Origin of the sequence: Mesorhizobium sp. NFR06, from assembly GCF_900115245.1 — a bacterium.
In the GTDB taxonomy this organism is placed as follows: domain Bacteria; phylum Pseudomonadota; class Alphaproteobacteria; order Rhizobiales; family Rhizobiaceae; genus Mesorhizobium.
In genome coordinates this window covers 432,460-454,124 of sequence record NZ_FOVT01000001.1, presented here as the reverse complement: position 1 = coordinate 454,124, position 21,665 = coordinate 432,460, and the positions used below count along the sequence as shown (strand labels likewise).

Annotated in this window: 19 protein-coding genes and 1 pseudogene; 12 read left to right on the top strand and 8 right to left on the bottom strand. The window is 64.4% G+C overall.

The features are described from left to right. Window positions 1–103 precede the first annotated feature (103 nt). Window positions 104–1,171, top strand: a complete 1,068-nt coding sequence (locus F3H96_RS02135; RefSeq protein WP_244619877.1) for an FAD-binding oxidoreductase — start codon at window positions 104–106, stop codon at window positions 1,169–1,171. Here F3H96_RS02135 and F3H96_RS02130 read toward each other — a convergent pair. The 3 genes and pseudogenes from F3H96_RS02130 to F3H96_RS02120 all read right to left on the bottom strand — a co-directional run bounded on the left by F3H96_RS02130 (window position 1,165) and on the right by F3H96_RS02120 (window position 3,833). Beyond that, window positions 1,165–2,538, bottom strand: a complete 1,374-nt coding sequence (locus tag F3H96_RS02130; protein WP_149790274.1) for an amidase family protein — start codon at window positions 2,536–2,538, stop codon at window positions 1,165–1,167. The two genes, F3H96_RS02135 and F3H96_RS02130, sit on opposite strands and share 7 nt — an antisense overlap. Before the next feature lie 114 nt (window positions 2,539–2,652). Beyond that, window positions 2,653–3,449: pseudogene (locus F3H96_RS02125) on the bottom strand (class II glutamine amidotransferase). Window positions 3,450–3,578: 129 nt separating this feature from the next. Next, window positions 3,579–3,833, bottom strand: coding sequence for a DUF6356 family protein (locus F3H96_RS02120; RefSeq protein ID WP_149790273.1), 255 nt, complete (start codon window positions 3,831–3,833; stop codon window positions 3,579–3,581). A gap of 115 nt (window positions 3,834–3,948) precedes the next feature. Here F3H96_RS02120 and F3H96_RS02115 point away from each other — a divergent pair, with 115 nt between their 5' ends. The 5 genes from F3H96_RS02115 (at window position 3,949) to F3H96_RS02095 (ending at window position 7,733) form a co-directional block, all read left to right on the top strand. Continuing rightward, on the top strand, window positions 3,949–4,419 hold the full coding sequence (locus F3H96_RS02115) for an Lrp/AsnC family transcriptional regulator (protein ID WP_149790272.1): 471 nt from the start codon (window positions 3,949–3,951) through the stop codon (window positions 4,417–4,419). Between the two features lie 370 nt (window positions 4,420–4,789). Next, entirely contained in the window at window positions 4,790–5,275 is a 486-nt protein-coding gene (gene dut, locus F3H96_RS02110; RefSeq protein WP_149790271.1) for a dUTP diphosphatase, read from the top strand. After that, window positions 5,275–5,934, top strand: coding sequence for an HAD family phosphatase (locus F3H96_RS02105; protein WP_188131258.1), 660 nt, complete (start codon window positions 5,275–5,277; stop codon window positions 5,932–5,934). The genes dut and F3H96_RS02105 overlap by 1 nt, the downstream gene beginning before the upstream one ends. Window positions 5,935–5,992: 58 nt before the next feature. Beyond that, window positions 5,993–6,847 carry a hypothetical protein gene (locus tag F3H96_RS02100; RefSeq protein WP_149790269.1) on the top strand — a complete coding sequence of 285 codons (855 nt, stop codon included), beginning with the start codon at window positions 5,993–5,995 and terminating at the stop codon, window positions 6,845–6,847. Between the two features lie 79 nt (window positions 6,848–6,926). Further along, window positions 6,927–7,733: an isocitrate lyase/phosphoenolpyruvate mutase family protein gene (locus F3H96_RS02095; protein ID WP_149790268.1), complete on the top strand. Its 807-nt coding sequence runs from the start codon at window positions 6,927–6,929 to the stop codon at window positions 7,731–7,733. 1 nt (window position 7,734) lies between these two features. Here F3H96_RS02095 and F3H96_RS02090 read toward each other — a convergent pair whose 3' ends face one another. Together F3H96_RS02090 and F3H96_RS02085 are read right to left on the bottom strand one after the other, a co-directional pair. Further along, window positions 7,735–8,430 carry a sulfate transporter family protein gene (locus F3H96_RS02090; RefSeq protein WP_149790267.1) on the bottom strand — a complete coding sequence of 232 codons (696 nt, stop codon included), beginning with the start codon at window positions 8,428–8,430 and terminating at the stop codon, window positions 7,735–7,737. Between the two features lie 64 nt (window positions 8,431–8,494). Next, on the bottom strand, window positions 8,495–9,397 hold the full coding sequence (locus F3H96_RS02085; protein WP_149790266.1) for an EamA family transporter: 903 nt from the start codon (window positions 9,395–9,397) through the stop codon (window positions 8,495–8,497). A gap of 271 nt (window positions 9,398–9,668) precedes the next feature. Here F3H96_RS02085 and F3H96_RS02080 point away from each other — a divergent pair, with 271 nt between their 5' ends. The 3 genes from F3H96_RS02080 (at window position 9,669) to F3H96_RS02070 (ending at window position 13,163) form a co-directional block, all read left to right on the top strand. After that, window positions 9,669–10,661: an adenosine kinase gene (locus tag F3H96_RS02080; protein WP_149790265.1), complete on the top strand. Its 993-nt coding sequence runs from the start codon at window positions 9,669–9,671 to the stop codon at window positions 10,659–10,661. Between the two features lie 305 nt (window positions 10,662–10,966). Further along, window positions 10,967–11,620, top strand: coding sequence for a hypothetical protein (locus tag F3H96_RS02075; protein WP_348530044.1), 654 nt, complete (start codon window positions 10,967–10,969; stop codon window positions 11,618–11,620). A 379-nt stretch (window positions 11,621–11,999) separates the two neighbouring features. Continuing rightward, window positions 12,000–13,163 carry a porin gene (locus tag F3H96_RS02070; RefSeq protein ID WP_149790263.1) on the top strand — a complete coding sequence of 388 codons (1,164 nt, stop codon included), beginning with the start codon at window positions 12,000–12,002 and terminating at the stop codon, window positions 13,161–13,163. A 96-nt stretch (window positions 13,164–13,259) separates the two neighbouring features. Here the strand turns inward: F3H96_RS02070 and F3H96_RS02065 are convergent, their stop codons facing one another. After that, window positions 13,260–15,539: an NADP-dependent malic enzyme gene (locus F3H96_RS02065; RefSeq protein WP_149790262.1), complete on the bottom strand. Its 2,280-nt coding sequence runs from the start codon at window positions 15,537–15,539 to the stop codon at window positions 13,260–13,262. Window positions 15,540–15,971: 432 nt separating this feature from the next. On the opposite strand from F3H96_RS02065, the gene mutS reads away from it, so the two are divergent. The 3 genes from mutS (at window position 15,972) to F3H96_RS02050 (ending at window position 19,822) form a co-directional block, all read left to right on the top strand. Beyond that, complete coding sequence (gene mutS, locus F3H96_RS02060; protein WP_149790261.1) at window positions 15,972–18,710, top strand: DNA mismatch repair protein MutS; 2,739 nt, start codon at window positions 15,972–15,974, stop codon at window positions 18,708–18,710. 73 nt (window positions 18,711–18,783) lie between these two features. Further along, entirely contained in the window at window positions 18,784–19,248 is a 465-nt protein-coding gene (locus F3H96_RS02055) for a nuclear transport factor 2 family protein (RefSeq protein ID WP_149790260.1), read from the top strand. Between the two features lie 4 nt (window positions 19,249–19,252). After that, window positions 19,253–19,822, top strand: coding sequence for a TetR/AcrR family transcriptional regulator (locus F3H96_RS02050; RefSeq protein WP_149790259.1), 570 nt, complete (start codon window positions 19,253–19,255; stop codon window positions 19,820–19,822). On the opposite strand, the gene F3H96_RS02045 is transcribed toward F3H96_RS02050, so the two are convergent. Both F3H96_RS02045 and F3H96_RS02040 read right to left on the bottom strand, forming a co-directional pair. Beyond that, window positions 19,823–20,632 carry an MBL fold metallo-hydrolase gene (locus F3H96_RS02045; protein ID WP_149790258.1) on the bottom strand — a complete coding sequence of 270 codons (810 nt, stop codon included), beginning with the start codon at window positions 20,630–20,632 and terminating at the stop codon, window positions 19,823–19,825. 100 nt (window positions 20,633–20,732) lie between these two features. Continuing rightward, window positions 20,733–21,578: an aldo/keto reductase gene (locus F3H96_RS02040; protein WP_149790257.1), complete on the bottom strand. Its 846-nt coding sequence runs from the start codon at window positions 21,576–21,578 to the stop codon at window positions 20,733–20,735. Window positions 21,579–21,665 lie beyond the last annotated feature (87 nt).

Here is a 21,665-nt window from a genome sequence, read left to right as displayed (position 1 = left end):
AATACGGACGTACGTATTGCTGTCAAGCGCGCAAGTTTGCGTTGGCAAAAGCACCCGTAAATGGCAGGTGGAAGCCCTCACCGGAAACAGGATGGAGAACCGCGTGACGAAACACGTCATCGTCATCGGCGCCGGCATCATCGGCGCCTCGATCGCCTGGCATCTGACGAGGGTCGGCGCGCGGGTTACCGTCGTTTCGGAAAGCGGCGCCGGCGGTGTCGCCACGCCCAATTCCTTCGCCTGGATCAATGCCAGCTGGGGCAATCCCGAGGTCTATTTCCGGTTGCGCATCCGCGCCATGGCCGAATGGCAGCGTCTGGCAAACGAGCTGCCAGGATTGCCGCTCGCCTGGTGTGGCGGCCTGTGCTTCGACCTGCCGCCGGACAGGCTCGAAGCCTATGCCGCCGAGCACTCGTCATGGGGCTATGGCATCGAACGCGTCGACCGCGAGCGGGCAGCGCAAATCGAGCCCAATCTCGTCGTTCCTCCTGATTTCGCCGTCCATGTCGCCGAGGAAGGCGTGGCCGAACCGGTGGCAACCGCCAAGGCGCTGCTGGCGGATGCCGAACAGCGCGGCGCGCAGGTGATCGTTGGCGCGGTGGACAGGCTTATCCTCTCGGATGGCAAAGTGACCGGGGTGATCGTTTCAGGCGAAACCATCGGCGCCGACGAGGTGGTCGTCGCGGCCGGGGCGGGCGCCCCGGCGATCGTCGCGACGGCCGGCGTCAAGCTGCCGCTCGACACGCCGCCGGGCCTCATCGTGCACTCCCGCCCCTACAGGAAATTGCTCAATGGGCTGGTGCTTGCCGAGAGACTGCATATGCGCCAGTCAGCCGAGGGCCGCATCATCGCCGGCTCGGATTTCGCCGGCGGCGATCCGGGCGAGAATCCCGAAGCCACGGCGCGCGACCTGTTCGCGCTCACGAAGGCAGCGTTGCGCGGCGCGGAGGGACTGGAGTTCGATTTCCATACAGTCGGCTACCGCCCTACCCCGGCCGATGGTTTTCCGATCGTCAGCCGCGCCGCGGGCGTCGGCGGCCTCTACATTGCCGTCATGCATTCCGGCATCACGCTGGCGCCAGCAATCGGCCTGTTTGCCGCCCGCGAAATCCTTGAAGGCGAACGCAATGCGTTGCTCGCGCCCTACGGACTGGAGCGCTTCGCTCAGTAGCCCGGCGGCCGGCGAAAACCGCCGGCCAGCGGCGCGATCGCCGCGGCGATGCCGAGCAGCCGTGCCTCCGACCAGCGCCGGCCGACCAGTTGCAGGCCGATCGGCAAACCTTTGCTGTCCTGCCCGCAAGGGAACGCCAGCGCCGGATGGCCGGAATAGTTGAACACCGCGCCATGAGCGGGCAGCAGCCAATAGCTTTCGTCCTTGCCGTCGACCTCGAGCGGGCTCCCGGGCTTGCAGTGCGCAAACGCCGTCGTCATGGCGACCGGGCAGAGCAAGGCGTCGCAGCTTTCGAAGAAGCGCTCCCAGGCCAGGATCGAGCGGTCGCGCCGGGCGAGCGCCGCGAACCACGCCGAAACCGGCATCGGCTGCGCCGGCGCCTCAGGCTGGGCAGCTTCGAGCATCATGCCGATCAGCTTGCCGCCCTCCGACAAATCGTCGTGCAGGTCGAGCTTCGGCAGTTTTGCTTCCTCGATGCCCGCGCCGGCGGAGGCGAGTTGCGAAGCCAGGCTTTCGACGGCGGCGGCGATCTCCGCCCCGACCGGAAAGCCGGGGAAGGTGCCGGCGACGGCGATGCGCAGCGATTTCAGCTCGAGCATCGGCGTCGGCTCGATCGGCACCGGCGTCAGATCGGTGTCGGCTCCGTCCGCCCCGGCGATGATCCGATGGATCAGCGCCAGATCCTCCAGGTTGCGCGCCAACGGACCGACGCAAGACATCAGCCGCACGCTGCGCGGCATGCCACCCGGGTCAGGAAACGCGCCGGCGAGCGCGACACGATGTTCGGTCGGCTTCAGCCCGTAGACGCCGCAGAAGGCGGCAGGCAGGCGGATGGAATCCTGCATGTCGGTGCCGACCTCGAAAGGCGTCATGCCGGTCGCGACCGCTGCCGCCGCGCCGCCGCTGGAGCCACCGGCGGTGCGCAACAGATCCCACGGGTTGCTGGTGCGGCCGAACAGCGGATTGTCCGACTGCCAGTCGCCCAGCATGGTGGCGACGTTGGTCTTACCGACCAGCACGGCGCCGGCCGCTTTGAGCTTGGCCACGACAGGACTGTCCTGTCTCGCAACATAGTCAGCAAACGGCGGGAAGCCGACCGTCGTCCTCATGCCGCCCGTCTCATGGGCATCCTTGAGGGTGAAAGGCACGCCATGCAATGGTCCGAGCGCGTCACCGCGAGCCAGCGCCGCATCGGCCTGCCCGGCGCGTTCGTGCGCGCCCTCGCGATCGAGGATGATGACGGCGTTCACCGCTTCGTTGTGCCGGTCGATCTGGGCAAGATGCGCATCGAGCGCCTCGACTGCCGAGATCCTGCGCGCCGAAATTGCGGCCGCGAGTTCGATCGTGGAAGAGAACGCATGGTCCATGGCGAAGGCTCCAGCCGTTGCCGTCCGCCACGAAGATGGCGGATCGCGACGCGGCTTCAAGCCCAGTTCAGCATCGGGCGGACAACCGTGCTTGATCGAAATTGCGCTGCCGGCTCAGCCCACGAGCGCCAGTTGGGCGGCGGCCGGCGCAAACGGTCGGATGCGGGTGCCGTCCCGGGTCATGGTGACGAAGCTCGCCGGCGGGATCGCCTGCCACTCGCCGCCGTCGCGGTCGAACGGTTCCGAAACGATGCATTGGCCGGCGCGTTTCGCGAAAGCGCCGGTATAGAGTGTCGGCGCATGATCGTCGGTGGCGTAGCGCACTGCATAGAGCGCGCTGCCATCCGAAAAAGCCGCTGTCAATTTCAAGGACGGTTCGATGCCGGCGCGACGCGCAACTTCGACAACCCGGCCGGTCGCCCTTGACACCGCGCCCTGCGGGTCTGTCGCCAATCCCTGATCGATCATCAGCAGGAAGAATAGCTCGGAATCGGTTGTGCCCTCGCGCTGGTCGAAGACTTCGTCGGAAAGCGAATTTTCCAGCGCGCGGCGGATCCTTTCGAAACCGCCGATCTGGCCATTGTGCATGAACGACGCCCGGAAACGAAAGGATGGCAGTTCATGCGGCTGGTGGCGCCACCTGTCGAGGCACGCACATGGGCGAGAAACAGGCCTGACTTGATCTGGCGGCAGAGGCTTTTCAGATTGGGGTCGGACCAGGCCGGCAGGATGTCGCGGTAAAGGCCGGGCTCGGGCCGGTCGCCATACCAGGCCAGGCCGAAGCCATCGCCATTGGTCGGCGACTTGGCTTCCTGGGCGCAGTGGCTCTGGGCGATCAGCGAGTGGCAGGGCGCGGTGATGATGTCTTCGAGGAAGACCGCTTCACCAAGATAGGCCGCCCATCGGCACATCGCATTCCACCATCTCTAGAGCATGATGCCGAAAAGTGTGAAGCGGTTTTCGGACGGCATCATGCTCTACTTCTCTGATTTAGAGACGGATTCAGATTTCAGGTCGAATCGACCTGAAATCATCCGGCTCTAGGCGCGATCCATCAGAGCCGACGGCTCCTTGGCCGCATGCGAGCCCCTGTTGTGCGTGCGCTCATAGAGCTCGCGAACGATTCGGCTCGCCGTAGTTTCGAACAGAAAGGGCAAGAAAGCGTGAACGAGCGCGGCGCCCGCGGCCATCGACAGGCGCGAGCAGAACCAGGCGGCGAAGGCCATATGGCCGAAATAGGTCTCGCCGACCTTCTCCGGGTGAGAGGTGAACAGTGCCGTAAACCTGGTCGTCATGGTGATCCCTCCTGCCGGGATAAGTCCCGATGGTGGGTATCCTGCCATAAGGCTTTGGTTCATCGGTCCCAATTTGTCCTTGCTTTTGGCAATTTCATGGGACATTCATCCCAACATGGTGGCTCAAATCGATGAGACCGATCGAAGATTGCTGGCCGAGCTGCAGCGCGACGGCACGCTTTCGGTCGACCAGCTGTCGGAGCGGGTGGCGCTGTCGCGCAATGCCTGCTGGCGGCGCGTCAAGCGGCTGGAGGAAGATGGCGTCATCACCGGCCGCGTCGCGCTGGTCGATGCCGACAAGCTCGGCCTCGGCCTGTCCGTGTTCATCCTGATCCGCACCTCCAACCATGACCCGGACTGGCTGCAGAAGTTCCGCGCGGCGGTGACCGGCTTTGCCGAAATCACCGGCGTCTACCGGATGTCGGGCGACCTCGACTATGTGCTGAGGGCCCGTGTCGCCGACGTGAAGGCCTATGACAGGCTCTACCAGAGGCTGATCGCCAAGGTACCGCTATCCGATGTTTCCGCGTCCTTCGTCATGGAGGAGATCAAGGAGACGACCGTGGTGCCGATGGAACTGCGGTAGGTAGCCAAGGCCTCTCAACTTCGTCATCCACGGGCGGAGCAAGGAGCGAAGCGACGCGCGCAGACCCGAGGATCCATTCCGTTACCTCGACCGTGGAATGCTGCGGAGCAGAATTCTGGATCGTCGCGACGCTTCGCAGTCACGGAATGGATCCTCGGGTCTGCGCGCGTCGCTTCGCTCCTTGCTCCGCCCGTGGATGACGACGTGATGGGCGTTCTCGCCAATCGCCAAGTGAGCATTCCACCAGCGCAACAATCTTGTCGACACGTCTTCGCGGGAAGCGAAGTCATCGTGACGCCTCAAAGAAAGCCTTGGATAGCATCACGGTCGAGTTGACCGAATCGGCATTCGCGCCGATAGGAATGAGCTCATGCGCACTGCTGTCTATCCTTCCTCCGTCATCGGCCCCGCCGTCGGTTTCGTCAGGCTTCCGCATGGCGAAGGCCTGCCTCTGCCGGCCTATGAGAGCGCCGGTGCGGCCGGCATGGATTTGCGCGCAGCGGTGCCGGAAGACCGGCCGCTGCTCATCCTGCCGGGAAAGCGGGCCCTGGTCCCGACCGGGCTCGTCCTGGAAATCCCGCAAGGCATGGAAGGTCAGGTGCGGCCGCGCTCCGGCCTTGCCTTCAAGCATGGCCTCACGGTCCTCAACTCGCCCGGCACCGTCGACAGCGACTATCGCGGCGAGGTCAAGGTGCTCTTGGTCAATCTCGGCGACGAGGATTTCGCGGTGACGCGCGGCATGCGCATCGCCCAGATCGTCTTCGCGGCGGTGACCCAGGTTTCGGTCGAGGAAAGAGCGCTGGCCGGCGGCACGACGCGCGGCGCCGGCGGTTTCGGGTCGACCGGCACGGCCTGATGCAAGTTCCAAAACTGATCATCTTCGACTGCGACGGGGTCCTGGTCGATACCGAAAATATTGGCAACCGGCGTTTGGCCGAATGGCTCACCGCCGCCGGTTTTGCGACCACATTCGAATATTGCCGCAAGCATTTTTCCGGCCGCAGCATGGTCTCGGTGCAGAAAGAAATCGAGACAACGACGGACGTCAGGCTCGGCGCCGATTTCGTCGAACGCTGGAACGCCGGCCTGCCGGACCTGTTCGCGCATGGCGTCGAGGCGATCCCTTATGTGCGCGACTTCATCGAAAAGGTGCGCACCGCCGGCATCGCCTATTGCGTCGCCTCCTCGGCCAGGGTGTCGAAGATGCACATCACGCTTGGCCAGACCGGGCTCCTGCCGCTGTTCGAGCACGCGATGTTCTCCGCCACCATGGTCAGCCGCGGCAAGCCGTTCCCCGACCTCTTCCTGCACGCGGCAGAGACGATGGGCTTCGCGCCGGCCGACTGCATCGTCATCGAGGACAGTGTCGCGGGAACCGAGGCCGGCATCGCCGCCGGCATGCGGGTTTTTTCCTATTATGCCGATCCGTACTCGGACCGCGACGGCCTGGCGGCGGCCGGCGGCATCCTGTTCGACGACATGCGGGAACTCGCCAGGCTGGTGCCGATCCGCTGACCGCCTGGCTGCACGCTTCAGGACTCCGTGCTAGCGTGCGGTTTCCTGGGGGCTTTCGATGATTTCCATTCTGTCCCGTCTCATGCTCGCCTGCCTGCTGCTGCCCTTTACGTGGGCGGCCGCGCGAGCCCAGGGCGTCAGCCTTCCGGAACTGAACAGCAGCATTCCCGGCCATCAGGGCGCCACCTATTTCGACCTCGCCAAGATGATCGTCCCCGATCTGGCCGCTGGCGATGACGGTTTCTACAAGGGCAGCACGCCGATCGAGATGCGCCACATCCTCGGCGGCGACGAAGGCGGTTCGCCGCCCGAGACAATCAGCCTGCCGAACGCCGCCGTGCTTGCCATCAAGGCCGGCGGCAAGGACCGGCTGGCCATGCTCTTCGACCTCGGCCAGGCGCAAGACAGCGCCGAGGGGTTTGCCGTGCTGGCGCTCTACGATCTCGCGGACAAGCCGAAACTGCTCGACACCGTCAATGTCGGAACCGACCAGAACACTTATTTTCGCGACCCTGGCAAGCTCGCGCTCGGACCCGGCGACGACGCGCTCATCACCATGAGCACGCATTTCAATTCGAACCAGGGCTATGTCGACACGATATTGATCCAGGTCCTCGGCGACCGTTTCGAGCCGATCGATCAGATCAACACGTTCGACGAGAATGTCTGCGCCTACAAGCGCACGCAGGACCTGTCCTTCCAGGCGCCTGGCGACGAGAGGCCATATGCGGCGATCAAGGTGACGGTGACCGACGCCACGATGCCGAGCGGCGAAAGCTGCGAGGAGCCCGCGCCGGCGACCGCTTCGCGCGATATTTCGGTCACCTATCGTTGGGACGAGGCCAAGTCGCGCTACATCAAGGATTCCGACGCGTTCGAGAAACTGTCAGCAGAAAACGAGAAACGCTTCTGAACGGAACGCATTCATTTGCCCGGCCGCGGCCCGCGCGATAGATTCCCCCCACAACCCCGATCCTGATTGAGGACCCACCATGGACAAGGGCAAGATCTTTCGCGACCTGCATGCCTCCACCTTCGTCATGCCCAACCCCTGGGATGTCGGCACGACCAAGCTGCTTTCCTCCTTCGGCTTCAAGGCGCTGGCGACGACCAGCGCCGGCTTCGCCTTCTCGCGCGGCCTGCCCGACGGCGCCGTGACCTTCGAGGCGATGATCCACCATTGCCGCGAGGTGACGGCGGCAACCGACCTGCCGGTTTCGGCCGATCTCGAACGCGGCAAGGGCGACAGCCCCGAACAGGCGGCTGAAACCATCTTCGCGGCCGAAGCCGCCGGCCTCGCCGGCTGCTCGATCGAGGACCACACCGGCGACCCCACCAATCCGATCTACGATTTCTCGCTGGCGACCGAGCGCGTCGCCGCCGCCGTCGAGGCAGCGCGGGCGCTCAAGCACGATTTCGTCTTCACCGCGCGGGCCGAGAATTTCCTGTGGGGCAAGAACGATCTCGACGACACCATCAAGCGGCTGCAAGCCTTCGAAAAAGCCGGCGCCGACGTGCTTTATGCGCCGGGCATCAGCGACGTTGAAATGGTGCGCCGGATCTGCGCGTCGGTGAGCCGGCCGGTCAATGTGATGGCCCGACCCGGGTTCACCGTCACCGACCTTGCCGTGGCTGGGGTCAAGCGCATCTCGCTCGGACCGTGGCTCACCAATTTCGCCTATGGCATGCTGGAGACGGCGGCGCGCGAGATCCAGCAGGACGGCACATTCGGCTTCACCCGGGCGGCAATGCCGTTCGGCAAGCTGCAGGCGCTGTTCCGCGGCGGCGATGCCGAATAGATCAGACCGGTTTGCGCGCCGAAACCGCCTTATGCAGGTGCACCATCATGGCGGCCGCGAAAAGCGGCGTCAGAAGGTTGAGCAGCGGCACGGCAAGGAAGGCGGCAATGACCAGCCCGGCCAGGAACACCGTGCCGGCAAATTTGCGGCGCAGCGCCTTGGCCTCGGCCTCGGAGCGAAACCGCATGGCGGCGAATTCGAAAAATTCTCGCCCCAGCAGATAGCCGTTGACGATGAAAAAGGCGGCAATGTTGATGCCCGGCACCAGAAGCAGCAGCAGAGCGGCGATGTTGCCGAGAACGACCACGCCGAAGAATTTGATCGCCAGCACAAGCGAATGCAGTGCCGGCACGGCGCGGCCCGGCGGATCGTTGGGATAGTCGGTACGTTCGACCAGCTCGGCGACGTCGTCGAGGAACAGGCCGGCGATGATCGCCGTCACCGGGGCGATCAGCAAAGCCATCCCTATCGCCAGAACGACGCCGGCAATGATACCGCCCAACCACCCGGCCCAGGAGGGCAACCCGGGAACAAACGTTTGCAGCCACGGCCAGGCCAACCATTCGAGCACGCTCTCGGTGCCGAACCATAGGGCCACCAGGGAGAGCAGCGTCAGCCCCAGCGTCTTCAGGAACACGGTGCGGAATTGAGGCGAGAACAGCTGGCTGGCGGCGGCGCGGGCGGCGTTCAGGATCACGGCGTCTTCAACCCCTCATCGAGAAAGACGCTTCCGACATAGGCCGGGTGGCCGCCCGGTACAACTATCGCGCAAGCCCGGCCTGCCTCGCCGGAATGGTCATGGCCGCGACACCGACGACGACGAAGGCCATGCCGAGCCATGCGGTCGGCCCGAGGCTTTCGCCAAGGAAGACGGCGCCGATGCCGACGCCGATCGGCACGCGCAGATAGGCCTGCGAGGTGGTGCCGACCGAGCCCAGCGTGTGGATGAGCCGGAAGAAGATCGAGAAGGCGAGCGCCGTCGAGAAGACCGAAAGCCCGAAGAGAGCCAGGATCGATGCAGTCGACGGCGTCAATGTCCACGGCCGGTCGAAGGCGAGACTCAAGGGAATCAGCATCGCGGCGCCGCAGATCATCGAACCGGCGGCCGGCACCATGGGATCCAGACCCCTGAAGTTTCGCCCAAAGATGGCGGCGCCCGCATAGCAGATGGTGGCGGCGACGACCGCGAGCTGCGCCCACAACTGATGACCGATGCCGCCAAGAGCCTCGGTGCCGACGATAAGGCAAATGCCGGCGATACCGGCGCCGACACCAACCAGCTTGCGCATGGTCACCGGCTCGTGGCGGGTGATAAGTGCCGTCAGCAGGAAGGTGAAGATCGGCGACGTCGCATTGAGGATCGTGGCAAGGCCGGCGTCGATCGACCGTTCGGCCGTGGCGATCAGCGTGAACGGGATAACGCTGTTGAGGCAGGCCTGGAACATGAAGCGGCGCCAGTTGATCGCGTCCCGGGGCATGGCAAGGCCGCGCCAGCGGATGAGACCAAGCAGGATGCCGCCCGCGATCAGCGTGCGTCCGGCGATAAAGCTCACCGGCGGGATCGTCTCGACGCCGATCTTGATGAAGGTGTAGGAGGCACCCCACAACACCGCCAGCACCGCCTGCAATGCCAGTTCGATGGTCATATCGGTCTTTGCGGGCATTGGCGATGCTTTCCAGCCTGTTGCAGGACGACCCGCTTCTAGCCCACGGCGGAGCGGAAATGTTTCGATGACGGCGAAACCATAGTCGTGAGCGAGGCGGCTGTTATGGGCCAGTTCGATGCGAACGCTGCCGCGGCCGACGAACCGTCCCGGCCAAGGCCGGTTCGATCCGACGGGCGCCGATTTTCGGGGTAGGCAAAGCGATTGCAACTCGCTAGACCCGCGCCCGGCCGGCGTGGCAGAAGCCGGTGGGTCGTTGGCGGAGATTTTGATGCCGGAATATGACGTGCTTTGCATCGGCAATGCTATTGTCGACATCATCGCGCAGTGCGACGAGGCTTTTCTCGAAACCAACGGCATCATCAAGGGCGCGATGAACCTCATCGACGCCAGGCGCGCCGAATTGCTCTACAGCCGCATGGGACCGGCGATCGAGGCTTCCGGCGGCAGCGCCGGCAACACCGCGGCTGGCGTAGCCAGCCTCGGCGGGCGGGCCGCCTTCTTCGGCAAGGTGTCGAACGACGCGCTGGGCGACATCTACACGCACGACATCCACGCTCAGGGCGTGGCCTTCGATACCAGGCCACTCGAGGGCGAGCCGCCGACGGCGCGTTCGATGATCTTCGTCACGCCCGACGGCGAGCGTTCGATGAACACCTATCTCGGCGCCTGCGTGGAACTTGGCCCCGAGGATGTCGAGGCCGACAAGGCCGCCGGCGCCAAGGTGACCTATTTCGAGGGCTATCTGTGGGATCCGCCGCGCGCCAAGGAGGCTATCCGCCAGACGGCGAAGCTGGCGCATGCGGCGGGCCGCGAAGTGTCGATGACACTGTCGGATTCCTTTTGCGTCGACCGGTACCGCGACGAGTTTCTCGAGCTGATGCGTTCGGGCACCGTCGACATCGTCTTTGCCAACAGCCACGAGATCAAATCACTTTACCAGACCGCTTCTTTCGAGGAAGCGCTCGCCGCAATCCGCAAGGATTGCAGAATAGCCGCCGTCACCCGTTCTGAAAAAGGCTCGGTCATCGTGCGCGGCGAGGAGACCGTCACCATCCAGGCGACGGAGATCAAGGAACTGGTCGACACGACCGGCGCCGGCGATCTCTATGCAGCCGGCTTCCTTTACGGCTACACCGCCGGACTGAGCCTCAAGGATTGCGGCGACCTCGGCTCGCTGGCCGCCGGGCTGGTGATCCAGCAGATCGGCCCGCGCCCGCGCCAGAACCTGCGTCGCGAAGCCGAGCAGGCCGGGCTGCTATAGTCCCGTTGCGTCACTCCAAGAGAGCATCAAACGCAGCGGTTTGTCGCGCGTCTGTCACAGAGCGTATCTACACGCAGACTGAGGCGTCCTGCGACTGACATTTCGGGGCAGCCAGTTGGGGTGTAAAAATGCAAGACAGCTACCTGCCGGGTCGCTGCATTCTTTGCCGTCACGCGTTCCGATTCCCGCTTTAGCCGTACAACCGGCCGCGGCTAGGGAGGACAGCGCGTGGCCCGCAAGACAGATGCATGACCAGATTTCAAAATCCTCATGAAGGGATTTCGCAAGAGGCCCTGGCAGGCTTGGTGGCCGAGGCGGTGCAGCAGGCATTGATGCGGCACGGCGTCCTGCTGGACGCCGAGGCGCTCGTTTCGGCCAGTGCGATCGCCGGCAGCATTGCCGCCGCCCTGCCCTTCCTGCAGCAAGCACAGCGCCTCGCGATCGGCTCGTTCAAGGGTGACTCGACAGCGCTCGCCTCCGAGTTCTTCCGCACGATGGCGGACAAGATCGCGCGCGGCGACTCCGCCGCGGCCGACAGTGCCTCCGAAAACCCGGTGCCGGCGGTCGGACCCGGGCAACCTGCGTTCCAGCACATTGCCGAGCAAGCCTCGGAGCTCCAGTCGATGGTGATCGAGGACTGGGCGGGCGAGGTTGCCGGCTCGACCTACCTGGAAGAGAATTTCCGCATCCCGCGCTCGACGCTGCATCGCTGGCAAAGGCGGGGCGAAGTCGTGGCGTTGCGCAAGGGCGGCCGAAAGCATGTCTTCCCGCTTGCCCAGTTCGTCGACGGCAGACCGGCTCAGGGCATAAGCGAGGTGTTGTCGGCGATAGCCAATCCACGGCTGGCATGGTTCTGGCTGACCCGGCCCGCGCCCGAACTCGATGGGCGCATTCCTATAGAGATGCTCCGGGAGGATAGGATCGAGGACGTCGTACGCGTCGCCCGCACCTTCTCGTGAGCACGAGTTTCGAATGTGATCCGCCGGGCCTTCGATGCGCCGCCCGTCATATCTTAGCCGGCTAGAGACCTGTCATAAAACAGTAACAATGGTACATTTTGCACATTTTCTTGGTATACTCCTGTATCGATTGTGTGATTTGTCCAATATGTGCCATTCTTTCAAATATGTGACGTGATATTTACGCAACAAGACTTTTCTAAGAGGCGAAAAGGCGTTTTTCTGACATAATCTCTGTTGTGCGCCGCTGTCGATTGGGCCATGTCGATGGCGAAGAAGCGGCGCCGGTGCGCGACTTTTTCAACGATGGGGACGGGGGTGGCAGAGCCGGCAAGGCGTGCGCAGACCTGTCTTGAACCTTTGACTGGAGATTCAAGAAATGAATATCAAGAGCCTTCTTCTCGGCTCCGCTGCGGCCCTGATCGCAGTTTCGGGCGCCCGCGCCGCCGACGCGGTCACCGTCGCCGAGCCGGAACCGGCCGAATACGTCAAGATCTGCGACGTCTATGGCGCAGGTTACTTCTACATCCCCGGCACCGAAACCTGCCTGCGCATCGGCGGCTATGTCCGTTACGACATCGGCGTCGGCGACGTCGGCTCGTTCGACGGCGCGAAGTCCGGCGATCACGAGGACGGCGACGAGCAGGGCACCTGGTACAAGCATGCCCGCTTCACGCTGAAGACCTGGACCGGCCAGGAAACCGAGCTCGGCACGTTGAAGACCTATACCGAAACGCGCTTCAACTTCGGTGACAAAAACCTCGTCACTGATTCGCGCGGCTTGGTCGACAGCAATCCCGCCGCCAACAAGGCGGTCGACCTGCATTTCGCCTGGATCCAGCTCGGCGGCCTGCGCGTTGGTAAGGACGAGACGCCCTATGACCAGTTCATCGGTTATGCCGGCAACGTCATCCAGGACACCATCATTCCGTATGGCCTCAAGGACACCAATGTCGTCAGCTACTATTTCGACGCCGGCAGCGGCTTCTCGGGCGTGATCTCGCTCGAGGAAGGCTCGGGCACGGTAGGCACGATCGACAGCTACGTTCCGCACGTCGTCGGTGGCTTGAAGTACAAGGGCGACTGGGGCGCGGTCACTGGTGTTGTTGCCTATGACAGCAACTACGAGGAAGTGGCCGGCAAGGTTCGCCTCGACGTCAACGTCAGCAAGGAACTGACGCTGTTCGTCATGGGCGGCTACGGAACCGACGACAACCTGAGTGACGATGCCGGCAACACCATCGATGCTCACGGCCGCGGCTTCTACAAGCCGTGGGGCGGCAACTGGGCTGTCTGGGGTGGCGGCACCTACAAGTTCAACGACAAGACCTCCTTCAACCTCCAGGCCTCGGCCGACGACGACAAGAACTACGCTCTCGCCGCGAACGTCGCCTACACCATCGTCCCGGGTTTCACGGTCACCACCGAAGTCGACTGGGATCACTTCGGCCACTTCGACGACGGCACCCCGTTCGGCAACTTCACCAAGGCCGACAAGAAGGACAGCGTCGGCGGCATCGTCCGCTTCCAGCGCTCGTTCTGATCGAGCCTGACAATTATAAAAGAAGGGCCCGCGGCGATTGCCGCGGGCCTTTCTGCTTTTCGGTTCGGCGAGAGCCGGAGCGACCTGTTGCGCGCCTCAATTTCCGGCGGTGTAGGCCGCGATCACCGCCATGTTGACGATGTCTGAGTCCTTGGCGTTCAACGACACGATCTGAACCGGCTTGTTGAGACCGACCAGCAAAGGCCCGATGACCGTCGAGCCGCCGAGCTCCTGCAGCATCTTGGTCGAGATCGAGGCCGAGTGGAATGCCGGCATGATCAGCACGTTGGCCGGGCCAGTCAGCCGGATGAACGGATACTGCGCCATGGCGCGCGGGTTCAGCGCCACGTCGGCCGCCATCTCGCCGTCATACTCGAAATCGACGCGACGCTTGTCGAGGATGCGCACCGCTTCCTGCACCCGTTCCGAGCGCTCGCCCTGCGGGTGGCCGAAGGTGGAATAGGCAAGCATGGCGAGCCTCGGCTCGTAACCCATGCGGCGGGCAAAGCCGGCCGCCTCCTCGGCGATGTCGGCGATCTGTTCGGCGTTCGGCATGTCGTGCACCGCGGTGTCGGCAACCAGCACGGTCCTGCCGCGCGCGAGCACGATCGACACGCCGATGACGCGGTGGCCGGGCTTGGCGTCGATGATGCGGCGCACGTCGTCGAGCGCGGTCGAATAGTTGCGGGTGACGCCGGTGACGATGCCGTCGGCATCGCCCAGCGCCACCATGCAGGCGGCGAAATGGTTGCGGTCGTTGTTGATCAGCCGCTGGCAGTCGCGGAACAGAAAGCCCTTCCGCTGCATGCGCTCGTAAAGGTAGTCGGTGTAGATGCCGTTGCGGCGCGACAGCCTGGCATTGATGATCTCGAGGCCGGGCTTGTTGAGGTCGATGCCGGCATTGCGGGCATTGTCCTTGATGACATCGTCGCGGCCAAGCAGGATCGCGGTGCCGAGCTTCTGGTTCACATAGGAGACGGCGGCGCGCATCACCTGCTCCTCCTCGCCCTCGGCGAAGACGATGCGCTTGGGTTGGCGGCGCACCCGGTCGTAGATGCGCTGCAAGGTCGATGCGATCGGATCGCGGCGAGCGGACAGTTCCTGCGCGTAGCGGTCGAGGTCGAGGATCGGCTTGCGGGCGACGCCGGTTTCCATCGCCGCCTTCGCCACCGCCAGCGGGATCGCCGAGATCAGGCGCGGATCGAACGGCACCGGAATGATGTAGTTGGGGCCGAATTTCGGCCGGTTACCCTGATAGGCAGCGGCGACGTCGTCGGGCACGTCCTGGCGCGCCAGTTCGGCCAGCGCCCTGGCGGCGGCGATCTTCATCTCGTCATTGATGGTGGTGGCTCTGACATCCAGCGCGCCGCGGAAGATATAGGGGAAGCCCAGCACATTGTTGACCTGGTTGGGATAGTCCGAGCGGCCGGTGGCCATGATGGCGTCGGTGCGGAACTCGGCCACTTCTTCCGGGGTGATCTCCGGATCTGGATTGGCCATGGCGAAGATTATCGGGTTTTTCGCCATCGACTGCACCATGGCGGTGGTGAGCGCGCCCTTGGCGGACAAGCCGAGGAAGATGTCGGCGCCGTCCAGCGCCTCGGCGAGGCTGCGCGCCTCGGTCTTGACCGCGTGCGCCGACTTCCACTGGTTCATGCCTTCGGTGCGGCCCTGATAGACGACGCCCTTGGTGTCGCACAGGATGACGTTTTCCGGCGCAAAGCCCATCGCCTTCATCAATTCGATACAGGCGATGCCGGCGGCGCCCGCGCCATTGCAGACCATTTTGGTGGTCTTCATGTCACGGCCGGTGATCTCCAGTGCGTTGATCAGCCCGGCGGCGGAGATGATGGCGGTGCCATGCTGGTCGTCATGGAAGACGGGAATGTCCATCAGCTCGCGCAGCCGCTGCTCGATGATGAAGCATTCGGGCGCCTTGATGTCCTCGAGGTTGATGCCGCCGAAGGAAGGCCCGAGGAAGCGCACGCAGTTGATGAACTCGTCGGCATCCTCGGTCGCCACTTCGAGGTCGATCGAATCAACGTCGGCGAAGCGCTTGAAAAGCACCGCCTTGCCTTCCATCACCGGCTTCGAGGCCAGCGCGCCGAGATTGCCGAGACCGAGGATGGCGGTGCCGTTGGAGATGACGGCGACCATGTTGCCGCGCGTCGTATAGTCGAAGGCGCGGCTCGGATCCTCGGCGATGGCGCGCACGGGGACGGCGACGCCCGGCGAATAGGCCAGGCTCAGATCGCGCTGCGTCGCCATCGGCTTGGTGGCGACGATCTCCAGCTTGCCGGGCCGTCCCATGGCGTGGAACTCCAACGCCTCCTCTGGACTGACGGAGGGGCCGCTGCTTTCGGTTTTCCTGGCCATGATGGTTTCGATTTCCTCGCCTTCGCACACCCTTGAGGCAGGTGCGTGTTTATGTGTCTTTCGGATTAAGGCTACAGGCCGGCGCTGTAAACGGCCAAGCGATCAAGCGCGGTCCGGCTCGCCGACCAGCGCGGCAATTTCCCGCACGGTGGCCCAGCGCTTACGTGCCGAAATCCTCAGCTTGTTTGCGGCCCGGTGGGCGCCGAAAGCCAGAGGCGTTCAACTGTCGAGCCGACCGGGCCGACCATCTCATTGAAAGTCTCCTGCTTGTCCCGATCCACCGCAGTTCCCGCCTTCACGCCACGGGAACCATGGAGTGCCACGCCAGTATGGCGCAACCTGGCTCAATCGCGGCAGGTCCAGCGCCAGTCTTCCCCTGCTTTTCGCGCCGGCGGCATTAAACCGGGCCGCCACTTCTGCTAGCGTTCCGGCATGAACATGCACATGCCGACAGATGCCGACGCCCAGGAGACCACCCCGGCGCCCGTTACGGGCGGCGTCACGCCGATGATGGAGCAATTCATCGAGATCAAGGCCGCAAACCCCGACTCGCTGCTGTTCTACCGCATGGGCGATTTTTACGAATTGTTCTTCGACGACGCGGAGAAGGCCAGCCAGGCGCTCGGCATCGTCTTGACCAAGCGCGGCAAGCATCAGGGCCAGGACATCCCGATGTGCGGCGTGCCGGTGCATGCCGCGGACGACTATCTGCAAAAGTTGATCTCGCAAGGTTTTCGCGTTGCCGTCTGCGAGCAGATCGAGGATCCGGCCGAAGCCAAGAAACGCGGCTCCAAATCGGTGGTGCGCCGCGACGTCGTGCGGCTGGTCACGCCCGGCACCATCACCGAGGACAAGCTGCTTGCGCCGTCGGAATCGAGTTTCCTGATGGCGCTTGGTCGCGTGAAGGGTGGCAGTGCCGCGACCAGCCAGGCCAGCTTCGCGTTGGCGTGGATCGACATTTCAACCGGCGCCTTCAGGGTTGCCGAAACGACGGCGGAGCGACTGCTTGCCGACATTTTCCGCGTCGATCCGCGCGAGGTGATCGTCGCCGAGCCGGTCTTTCACGATCCGGAATTGCGGCCCGTCTTCGACATGCTTGGCCGGGTCGCCAACCCGCAACCGCCTTCGCTGTTCGATTCGGCTTCGGCCACAGGCCGCATCGCACGCTTCTTCGAGGTGGCGACGCCGGACAGTTTCGGCACGTTCTCGCGCGCCGAGCTGTCGGCGATTTCCGGCGCGATCGCCTATGTCGAAAAGACGCAAAAAGCCGAACGCCCGCCGCTGTCGCGCCCCGAGCGCGAGGAGAGCGGCTCGACGCTGTTCATCGACCCGGCGACGCGCGCCAATCTCGAACTGCTGCGCACCTTGTCCGGCAGCCGCGACGGCTCGCTGTTCAAGGCGATCGACCGCACCGTGACCGGCGGTGGGGCGAGGCTGCTCGCCGACCGGCTGATGGCGCCGCTGACGGACCCGGCGGCAATCGCGGCCAGACTGGATTCGGTGTCGTTCTTCCGCTCCGAGACGCGGCTCTGCCAGGGATTGCGAGCGAACCTGAAAAGCGTCGCAGACATGCCAAGGGCGCTGTCGAGGCTGGCGCTCAACCGCGGCGGCCCGCGCGACCTTGGCGCGCTGCGCGCCGGCTTCGAGGCGGCCGGCGCGATTGCCGAATTGTTCGCGACAGCCGCCCTGCCCGCCGAGCTCGCTGCAGCACTTGCCGCGATCAGGGCCTTGCCCGAGGCGCTCGCCCGCCACCTCAGCGAAGCGCTCGACGACGAGCTGCCGCTGATCAGGCGCGATGGCGGCTTCGTGCGCACCGGCTATCATGCCGAGCTCGACGAGATGCGGGCGCTGCGCGACGAATCGCGAAAAGTGATCGCCGGGCTGGAGCGCTCTCTGATCGAGGAGACCGGCATTCGCTCGCTGAAGATCCGGCACAACAACGTGCTCGGCTACTATATCGAGGTAACCGCCAACCACCATTCGATCATGACCGGCAGCGATGCCGCCAAGGCGCGCTTCATCCATCGCCAGACCATGGCCAATGCCATGCGCTTCACCACGACGGAACTGGCGGAGCTGGAATCCAAGATCGCCAACGCCGCCGACCGGGCGCTCAGCATCGAGCTAGCGGCCTTCGACCGTCTGACGGCGGAGGTCGTGGGCGAGGCCGACCGCATCCGCGCCGGCGCCGAGGCGCTTGCCGTTCTGGATGTTTCATCCGCGCTGGCGCTGCTTTCGGAAAGCGAGGGCTGGTGCCGGCCGATGGTCGATGCCAGCCTCGCCTTCGAGATAGCCGGCGGCCGCCACCCGGTGGTCGAACAGGCACTGCGGCGCTCCGGCGAGGGGCCGTTCGTCGCCAATGATTGCGACCTGTCGCCCGAAAACGGAGCAAAGGCCGGCGCCATCTGGCTGCTCACCGGTCCCAATATGGGCGGTAAATCGACGTTCCTGCGGCAGAATGCGTTGATCGCCATCCTTGCCCAGACCGGCTCCTTCGTGCCGGCGCAAAGCGCCCATATCGGCGTCGTCGACCGCTTGTTCTCGCGCGTCGGCGCCTCGGACGACCTGGCGCGCGGCCGCTCGACCTTCATGGTCGAGATGGTCGAGACGGCGGCGATCCTCAACCAGGCCGGCGAGCGGGCGCTGGTCATCCTCGATGAGATCGGCCGCGGCACCGCCACTTTCGATGGCTTGTCGATCGCCTGGGCGGCGGTCGAATATCTGCATGAGAAGAACCGCTGCCGGGCGATCTTCGCCACGCATTTCCACGAGATGACGGCGCTGGCCGGCAAATTGCCCCGGCTTTCCAACGTCACCATGCGGGTCAAGGAATGGGAAGGCGACGTCGTCTTCCTGCACGAAGTCGGCAAGGGCGCCGCCGACCGCTCCTACGGCGTGCAGGTGGCGCGGCTCGCCGGCCTGCCCGAAGCCGTCGTCGCCCGCGCCAAGGAGGTGCTGCACCAGCTCGAGGAAGGCGAGGTCTCCGGCAAGACCAACCGGCTGGTCGACGACCTGCCGCTGTTTTCGGTAGCGGTGAAGCGCGAAGCGCCGAAGTCCGCCAAAAGCGATGCGCTGGGCGAGGCCCTCGGCGCCATCAACCCTGACGAGATGACGCCGCGCGAGGCGCTGGAGGCGCTCTACCGGCTGAAGGGACTGGCGACCAGGCAATAGCGCCAGCCTTGCCATTGACTTATTGTACCGTTCGGTACAATGTCGCGTATAATCCAAGCGACAGGAGAGTTGAATGAGCCGTCCGCCTTTGCCGCCTTTCACGGCCGAAACGGCAGCGCAAAAGGGGCGGCTGGCGGAGGATGCCTGGAACAGCCGCGATCCGGAACGGCTTTCGCTTGCCTATACCGAAGACTGCATCTGGCGGAACCGGGCCGAGTTCATTGCCGGTCGCGGCGAGATCGTCGACTTCCTCAAGCGCAAATGGGCGCGCGAGCTGGACTATCGCCTGATCAAGGAAGTGTGGACCTGGAACGATAACCGCATCGCGGTGCGCTTCGCCTATGAATGGCGCGACGACAGCGGCCACTGGTTTCGCTCCTACGGCAACGAGAATTGGGAGTTCGACGAAGCCGGGCTGATGCGCCGCCGCGTGGCCAGTATCAACGACCTGCCGATCGTCGAGAGCGAACGGAAATATCATTGGCCGCTCGGCCGCCGGCCGGATGATCATCCCGGCCTTTCGGAGCTCGGACTGTAGGCCGATGCGGCGCATCGCGCCAGATCGCGACCAATTGCTGGCGATCATCGCCGAAGTGTTTCGCGAGCATGGCTACGAAGGCGCCAGCCTGGCCTTGATCGGCGCGGCAACGGGGCTCGGCAAGGGGAGCCTCTACCACTTCTTTCCCAGCGGGAAGGAAGAGATGGCGCGAGCCGTCATCGACAACATCGATGGCTGGTTCGAGGACAACGTCTTTGCGCCCTTGCACGATAATCCCGATCCGCAAGCCGGGATCGAGCACATGGTCGCGGCGACGGACAGCTACTTCCGTTCGGGGCGGCGGGTTTGCCTGATCGGCGCCTTTGCGCTCGATCAATCCCGCGACCTCTTCGCCAGCCAGATCAGGGATTATTTCGGCCGCTGGGTGGCGCATCTCGCCGACGCGCTGGCCCGAGCCGGACACCGGCCCGCCGAGGCCGGCGAGCTAGCCGAGGAAACCGTCGCCGCCATCCAGGGCGCGCTCACGCTCGCCCGTGCCGCCGATGACCTCGATGTATTTTCAAGGACATTGCGGCGCCTGCGGATGCGGCTTGGGCTGCCGGCTAACATCTAGCTACAAGGGTTCGAAGCGGAAGGCTGTTTCGGTTCGAAAAATCCGACCGATGCCCGGTGAATCGAGATGTGCTCCTGCAACGCAATAGGCGTTGTCGGCAGCAAGGGCCAATATCTGCAGCCGGGTCGCCCGCGCCTGCCCCTGGTCGGCGTCGTACTCCCATGCGACCTCCGGCCGATCGAACTGAAGCGACGGCACGTGCACGAGATCGCCCCAGACCAACAATGTTTCGCCGCCCCTCGTGACGCGAAAGCCGGTATGGCCGATTTCATGACCCGGGATGGCGATCGCTTCGATATTCGCGCCGAGGTGCTGTCCCGGGTCCAAGGGCTGCGCCCGATCATGGAAGCGGCTCAACCTCGCCTCGGATCGGAACATGTCGAGTTCAAGCCGGGGGACAAGCAAGCGGCCGAGTTGAGGGAAGCCGTCCCGACCATCCGGAAGGATGAGCCCTTGGATATGGTCGAGATGCGTGTGGGTGAAGGCAACCGTGCGTATCCGGTCGACGGCGATCCTCGCCTCCATCAGCGCCTGCGGCAGAAACCCCATCGTCGGGTGCCAGGCGTTGGAGGACCCGGTGTCGATCAGCGTGATTTCATGGCCATCGTCGATGGCAAAGGCGTTGACGGATAGCCTGAGCGCACCGTCCACGAGTTGCAGCTGCGCTGGGAGTTCATTGCCGAATCGCCTGTTGCCCGGCTGGCGCAGTCGTTCGATTGGCATGTCAACATACCCGTCGCGCAGAGACGTGACCGATAGATCTCCAATTCTGTATGTCGTGTGATGGCGCCCGGCTGAAATTCGTTGCATGATTCTCTTTCTATGTCGCCCACACCTGCTCGACCTCCGCGCCCGTGTGTTTTCCCGCTCGCTTGACAGGCTGCGCGCGGCCCGGAAAGCCGGCGAGCGATTAAATCATCTCCAGGCCGCGCTTGCGCGTCGGCGGCGGAAAGGCGCGGTCGAGTTCGGCAAGGTCCTCCGCCGTCAGGGCGATGTCGAGCGCGGCCGCGTTCTGGCGGACATGCTCCTGCCGGCCAGCCTTCGGGATGGCGATGACGCCTTTCTGGATCATGACCCAGGCAAGGGCGATTTGCGCGGCGGTAGCGCTGTGGCGTGCGGCCACGGCTTCCAGCCTGGCATTGCGGGCCAGCGCACCCTGCTCGACCGGCGAATAGGCCATCAGCGGAATGTCGCGTTTCGCGCACCAGGGCGCGAGGTCGAATTCAGGGCCTCGGCGCGACAGATTGTAGAGCACCTGGTTGGTCTGGACATTGCCGCCGGAGGCCAAGCCGACCAGCTCCTCCATCTCGTCGGTGTCGAAATTGCTGACGCCCCAATGGCGGATCTTGCCTTCCGCCTTCAACGCCTCGAAAGCCTCCACGGTTTGCGACAGCGGCACGCTGCCCGGCCAATGCAGCAGATAGAGATCGATGCGGTCGGTGGCGAGCCGTTTCAGGCTGTTTTCGCAGGCTCGCTTGACGCCGGCGCGGGAGGCATTGGACGGCAGCACCTTGGACACCAGGAAGGTTTCGTCGCGGCGCCCGGCGACGGCCTCGGCCACCACTTCCTCGGCGCCGCCGCCGGCATACATCTCGGCCGTGTCGATGAGCGTGATGCCGAGATCGAGGCCGAGCTTCAGCGCCGCGACCTCATCGGCGCGGCGCCCGCGGTCCTCGCCCATCTTCCAGGTGCCTTGGCCCAGAACCGGAACCGCTTCGCCGGACGGCAGCTTCAGGGTTCTCATTGGTGATGGCATGGACTTCTCCGAAGGACCCGGATCGCAGCACAGCCTCGACCGGAAATCCAGACCGGTTTTCTTCCTTGATCCGGATTTCTTGGTCCG

What these genes read in the sequence shown, in the direction of transcription:
- F3H96_RS02130 (WP_149790274.1), bottom strand. Translation starts at nt 2,538, where the DNA reads ATGGACCATGCGTTCTCTTCCACGATCGAACTCGCGGCCGCAATTTCG.
- F3H96_RS02120 (WP_149790273.1), bottom strand. Translation starts at nt 3,833, where the DNA reads ATGACGACCAGGTTTACGGCACTGTTCACCTCTCACCCGGAGAAGGTC.
- F3H96_RS02115 (WP_149790272.1), top strand. Translation starts at nt 3,949, where the DNA reads ATGGTGGCTCAAATCGATGAGACCGATCGAAGATTGCTGGCCGAGCTG.
- dut (WP_149790271.1), top strand. Translation starts at nt 4,790, where the DNA reads ATGCGCACTGCTGTCTATCCTTCCTCCGTCATCGGCCCCGCCGTCGGT.
- F3H96_RS02105 (WP_188131258.1), top strand. Translation starts at nt 5,275, where the DNA reads ATGCAAGTTCCAAAACTGATCATCTTCGACTGCGACGGGGTCCTGGTC.
- F3H96_RS02100 (WP_149790269.1), top strand. Translation starts at nt 5,993, where the DNA reads ATGATTTCCATTCTGTCCCGTCTCATGCTCGCCTGCCTGCTGCTGCCC.
- F3H96_RS02095 (WP_149790268.1), top strand. Translation starts at nt 6,927, where the DNA reads ATGGACAAGGGCAAGATCTTTCGCGACCTGCATGCCTCCACCTTCGTC.
- F3H96_RS02085 (WP_149790266.1), bottom strand. Translation starts at nt 9,397, where the DNA reads ATGCCCGCAAAGACCGATATGACCATCGAACTGGCATTGCAGGCGGTG.
- F3H96_RS02080 (WP_149790265.1), top strand. Translation starts at nt 9,669, where the DNA reads ATGCCGGAATATGACGTGCTTTGCATCGGCAATGCTATTGTCGACATC.
- F3H96_RS02070 (WP_149790263.1), top strand. Translation starts at nt 12,000, where the DNA reads ATGAATATCAAGAGCCTTCTTCTCGGCTCCGCTGCGGCCCTGATCGCA.
- F3H96_RS02065 (WP_149790262.1), bottom strand. Translation starts at nt 15,539, where the DNA reads ATGGCCAGGAAAACCGAAAGCAGCGGCCCCTCCGTCAGTCCAGAGGAG.
- mutS (WP_149790261.1), top strand. Translation starts at nt 15,972, where the DNA reads ATGAACATGCACATGCCGACAGATGCCGACGCCCAGGAGACCACCCCG.
- F3H96_RS02055 (WP_149790260.1), top strand. Translation starts at nt 18,784, where the DNA reads ATGAGCCGTCCGCCTTTGCCGCCTTTCACGGCCGAAACGGCAGCGCAA.
- F3H96_RS02050 (WP_149790259.1), top strand. Translation starts at nt 19,253, where the DNA reads ATGCGGCGCATCGCGCCAGATCGCGACCAATTGCTGGCGATCATCGCC.
- F3H96_RS02045 (WP_149790258.1), bottom strand. Translation starts at nt 20,632, where the DNA reads ATGCAACGAATTTCAGCCGGGCGCCATCACACGACATACAGAATTGGA.
- F3H96_RS02040 (WP_149790257.1), bottom strand. Translation starts at nt 21,578, where the DNA reads ATGCCATCACCAATGAGAACCCTGAAGCTGCCGTCCGGCGAAGCGGTT.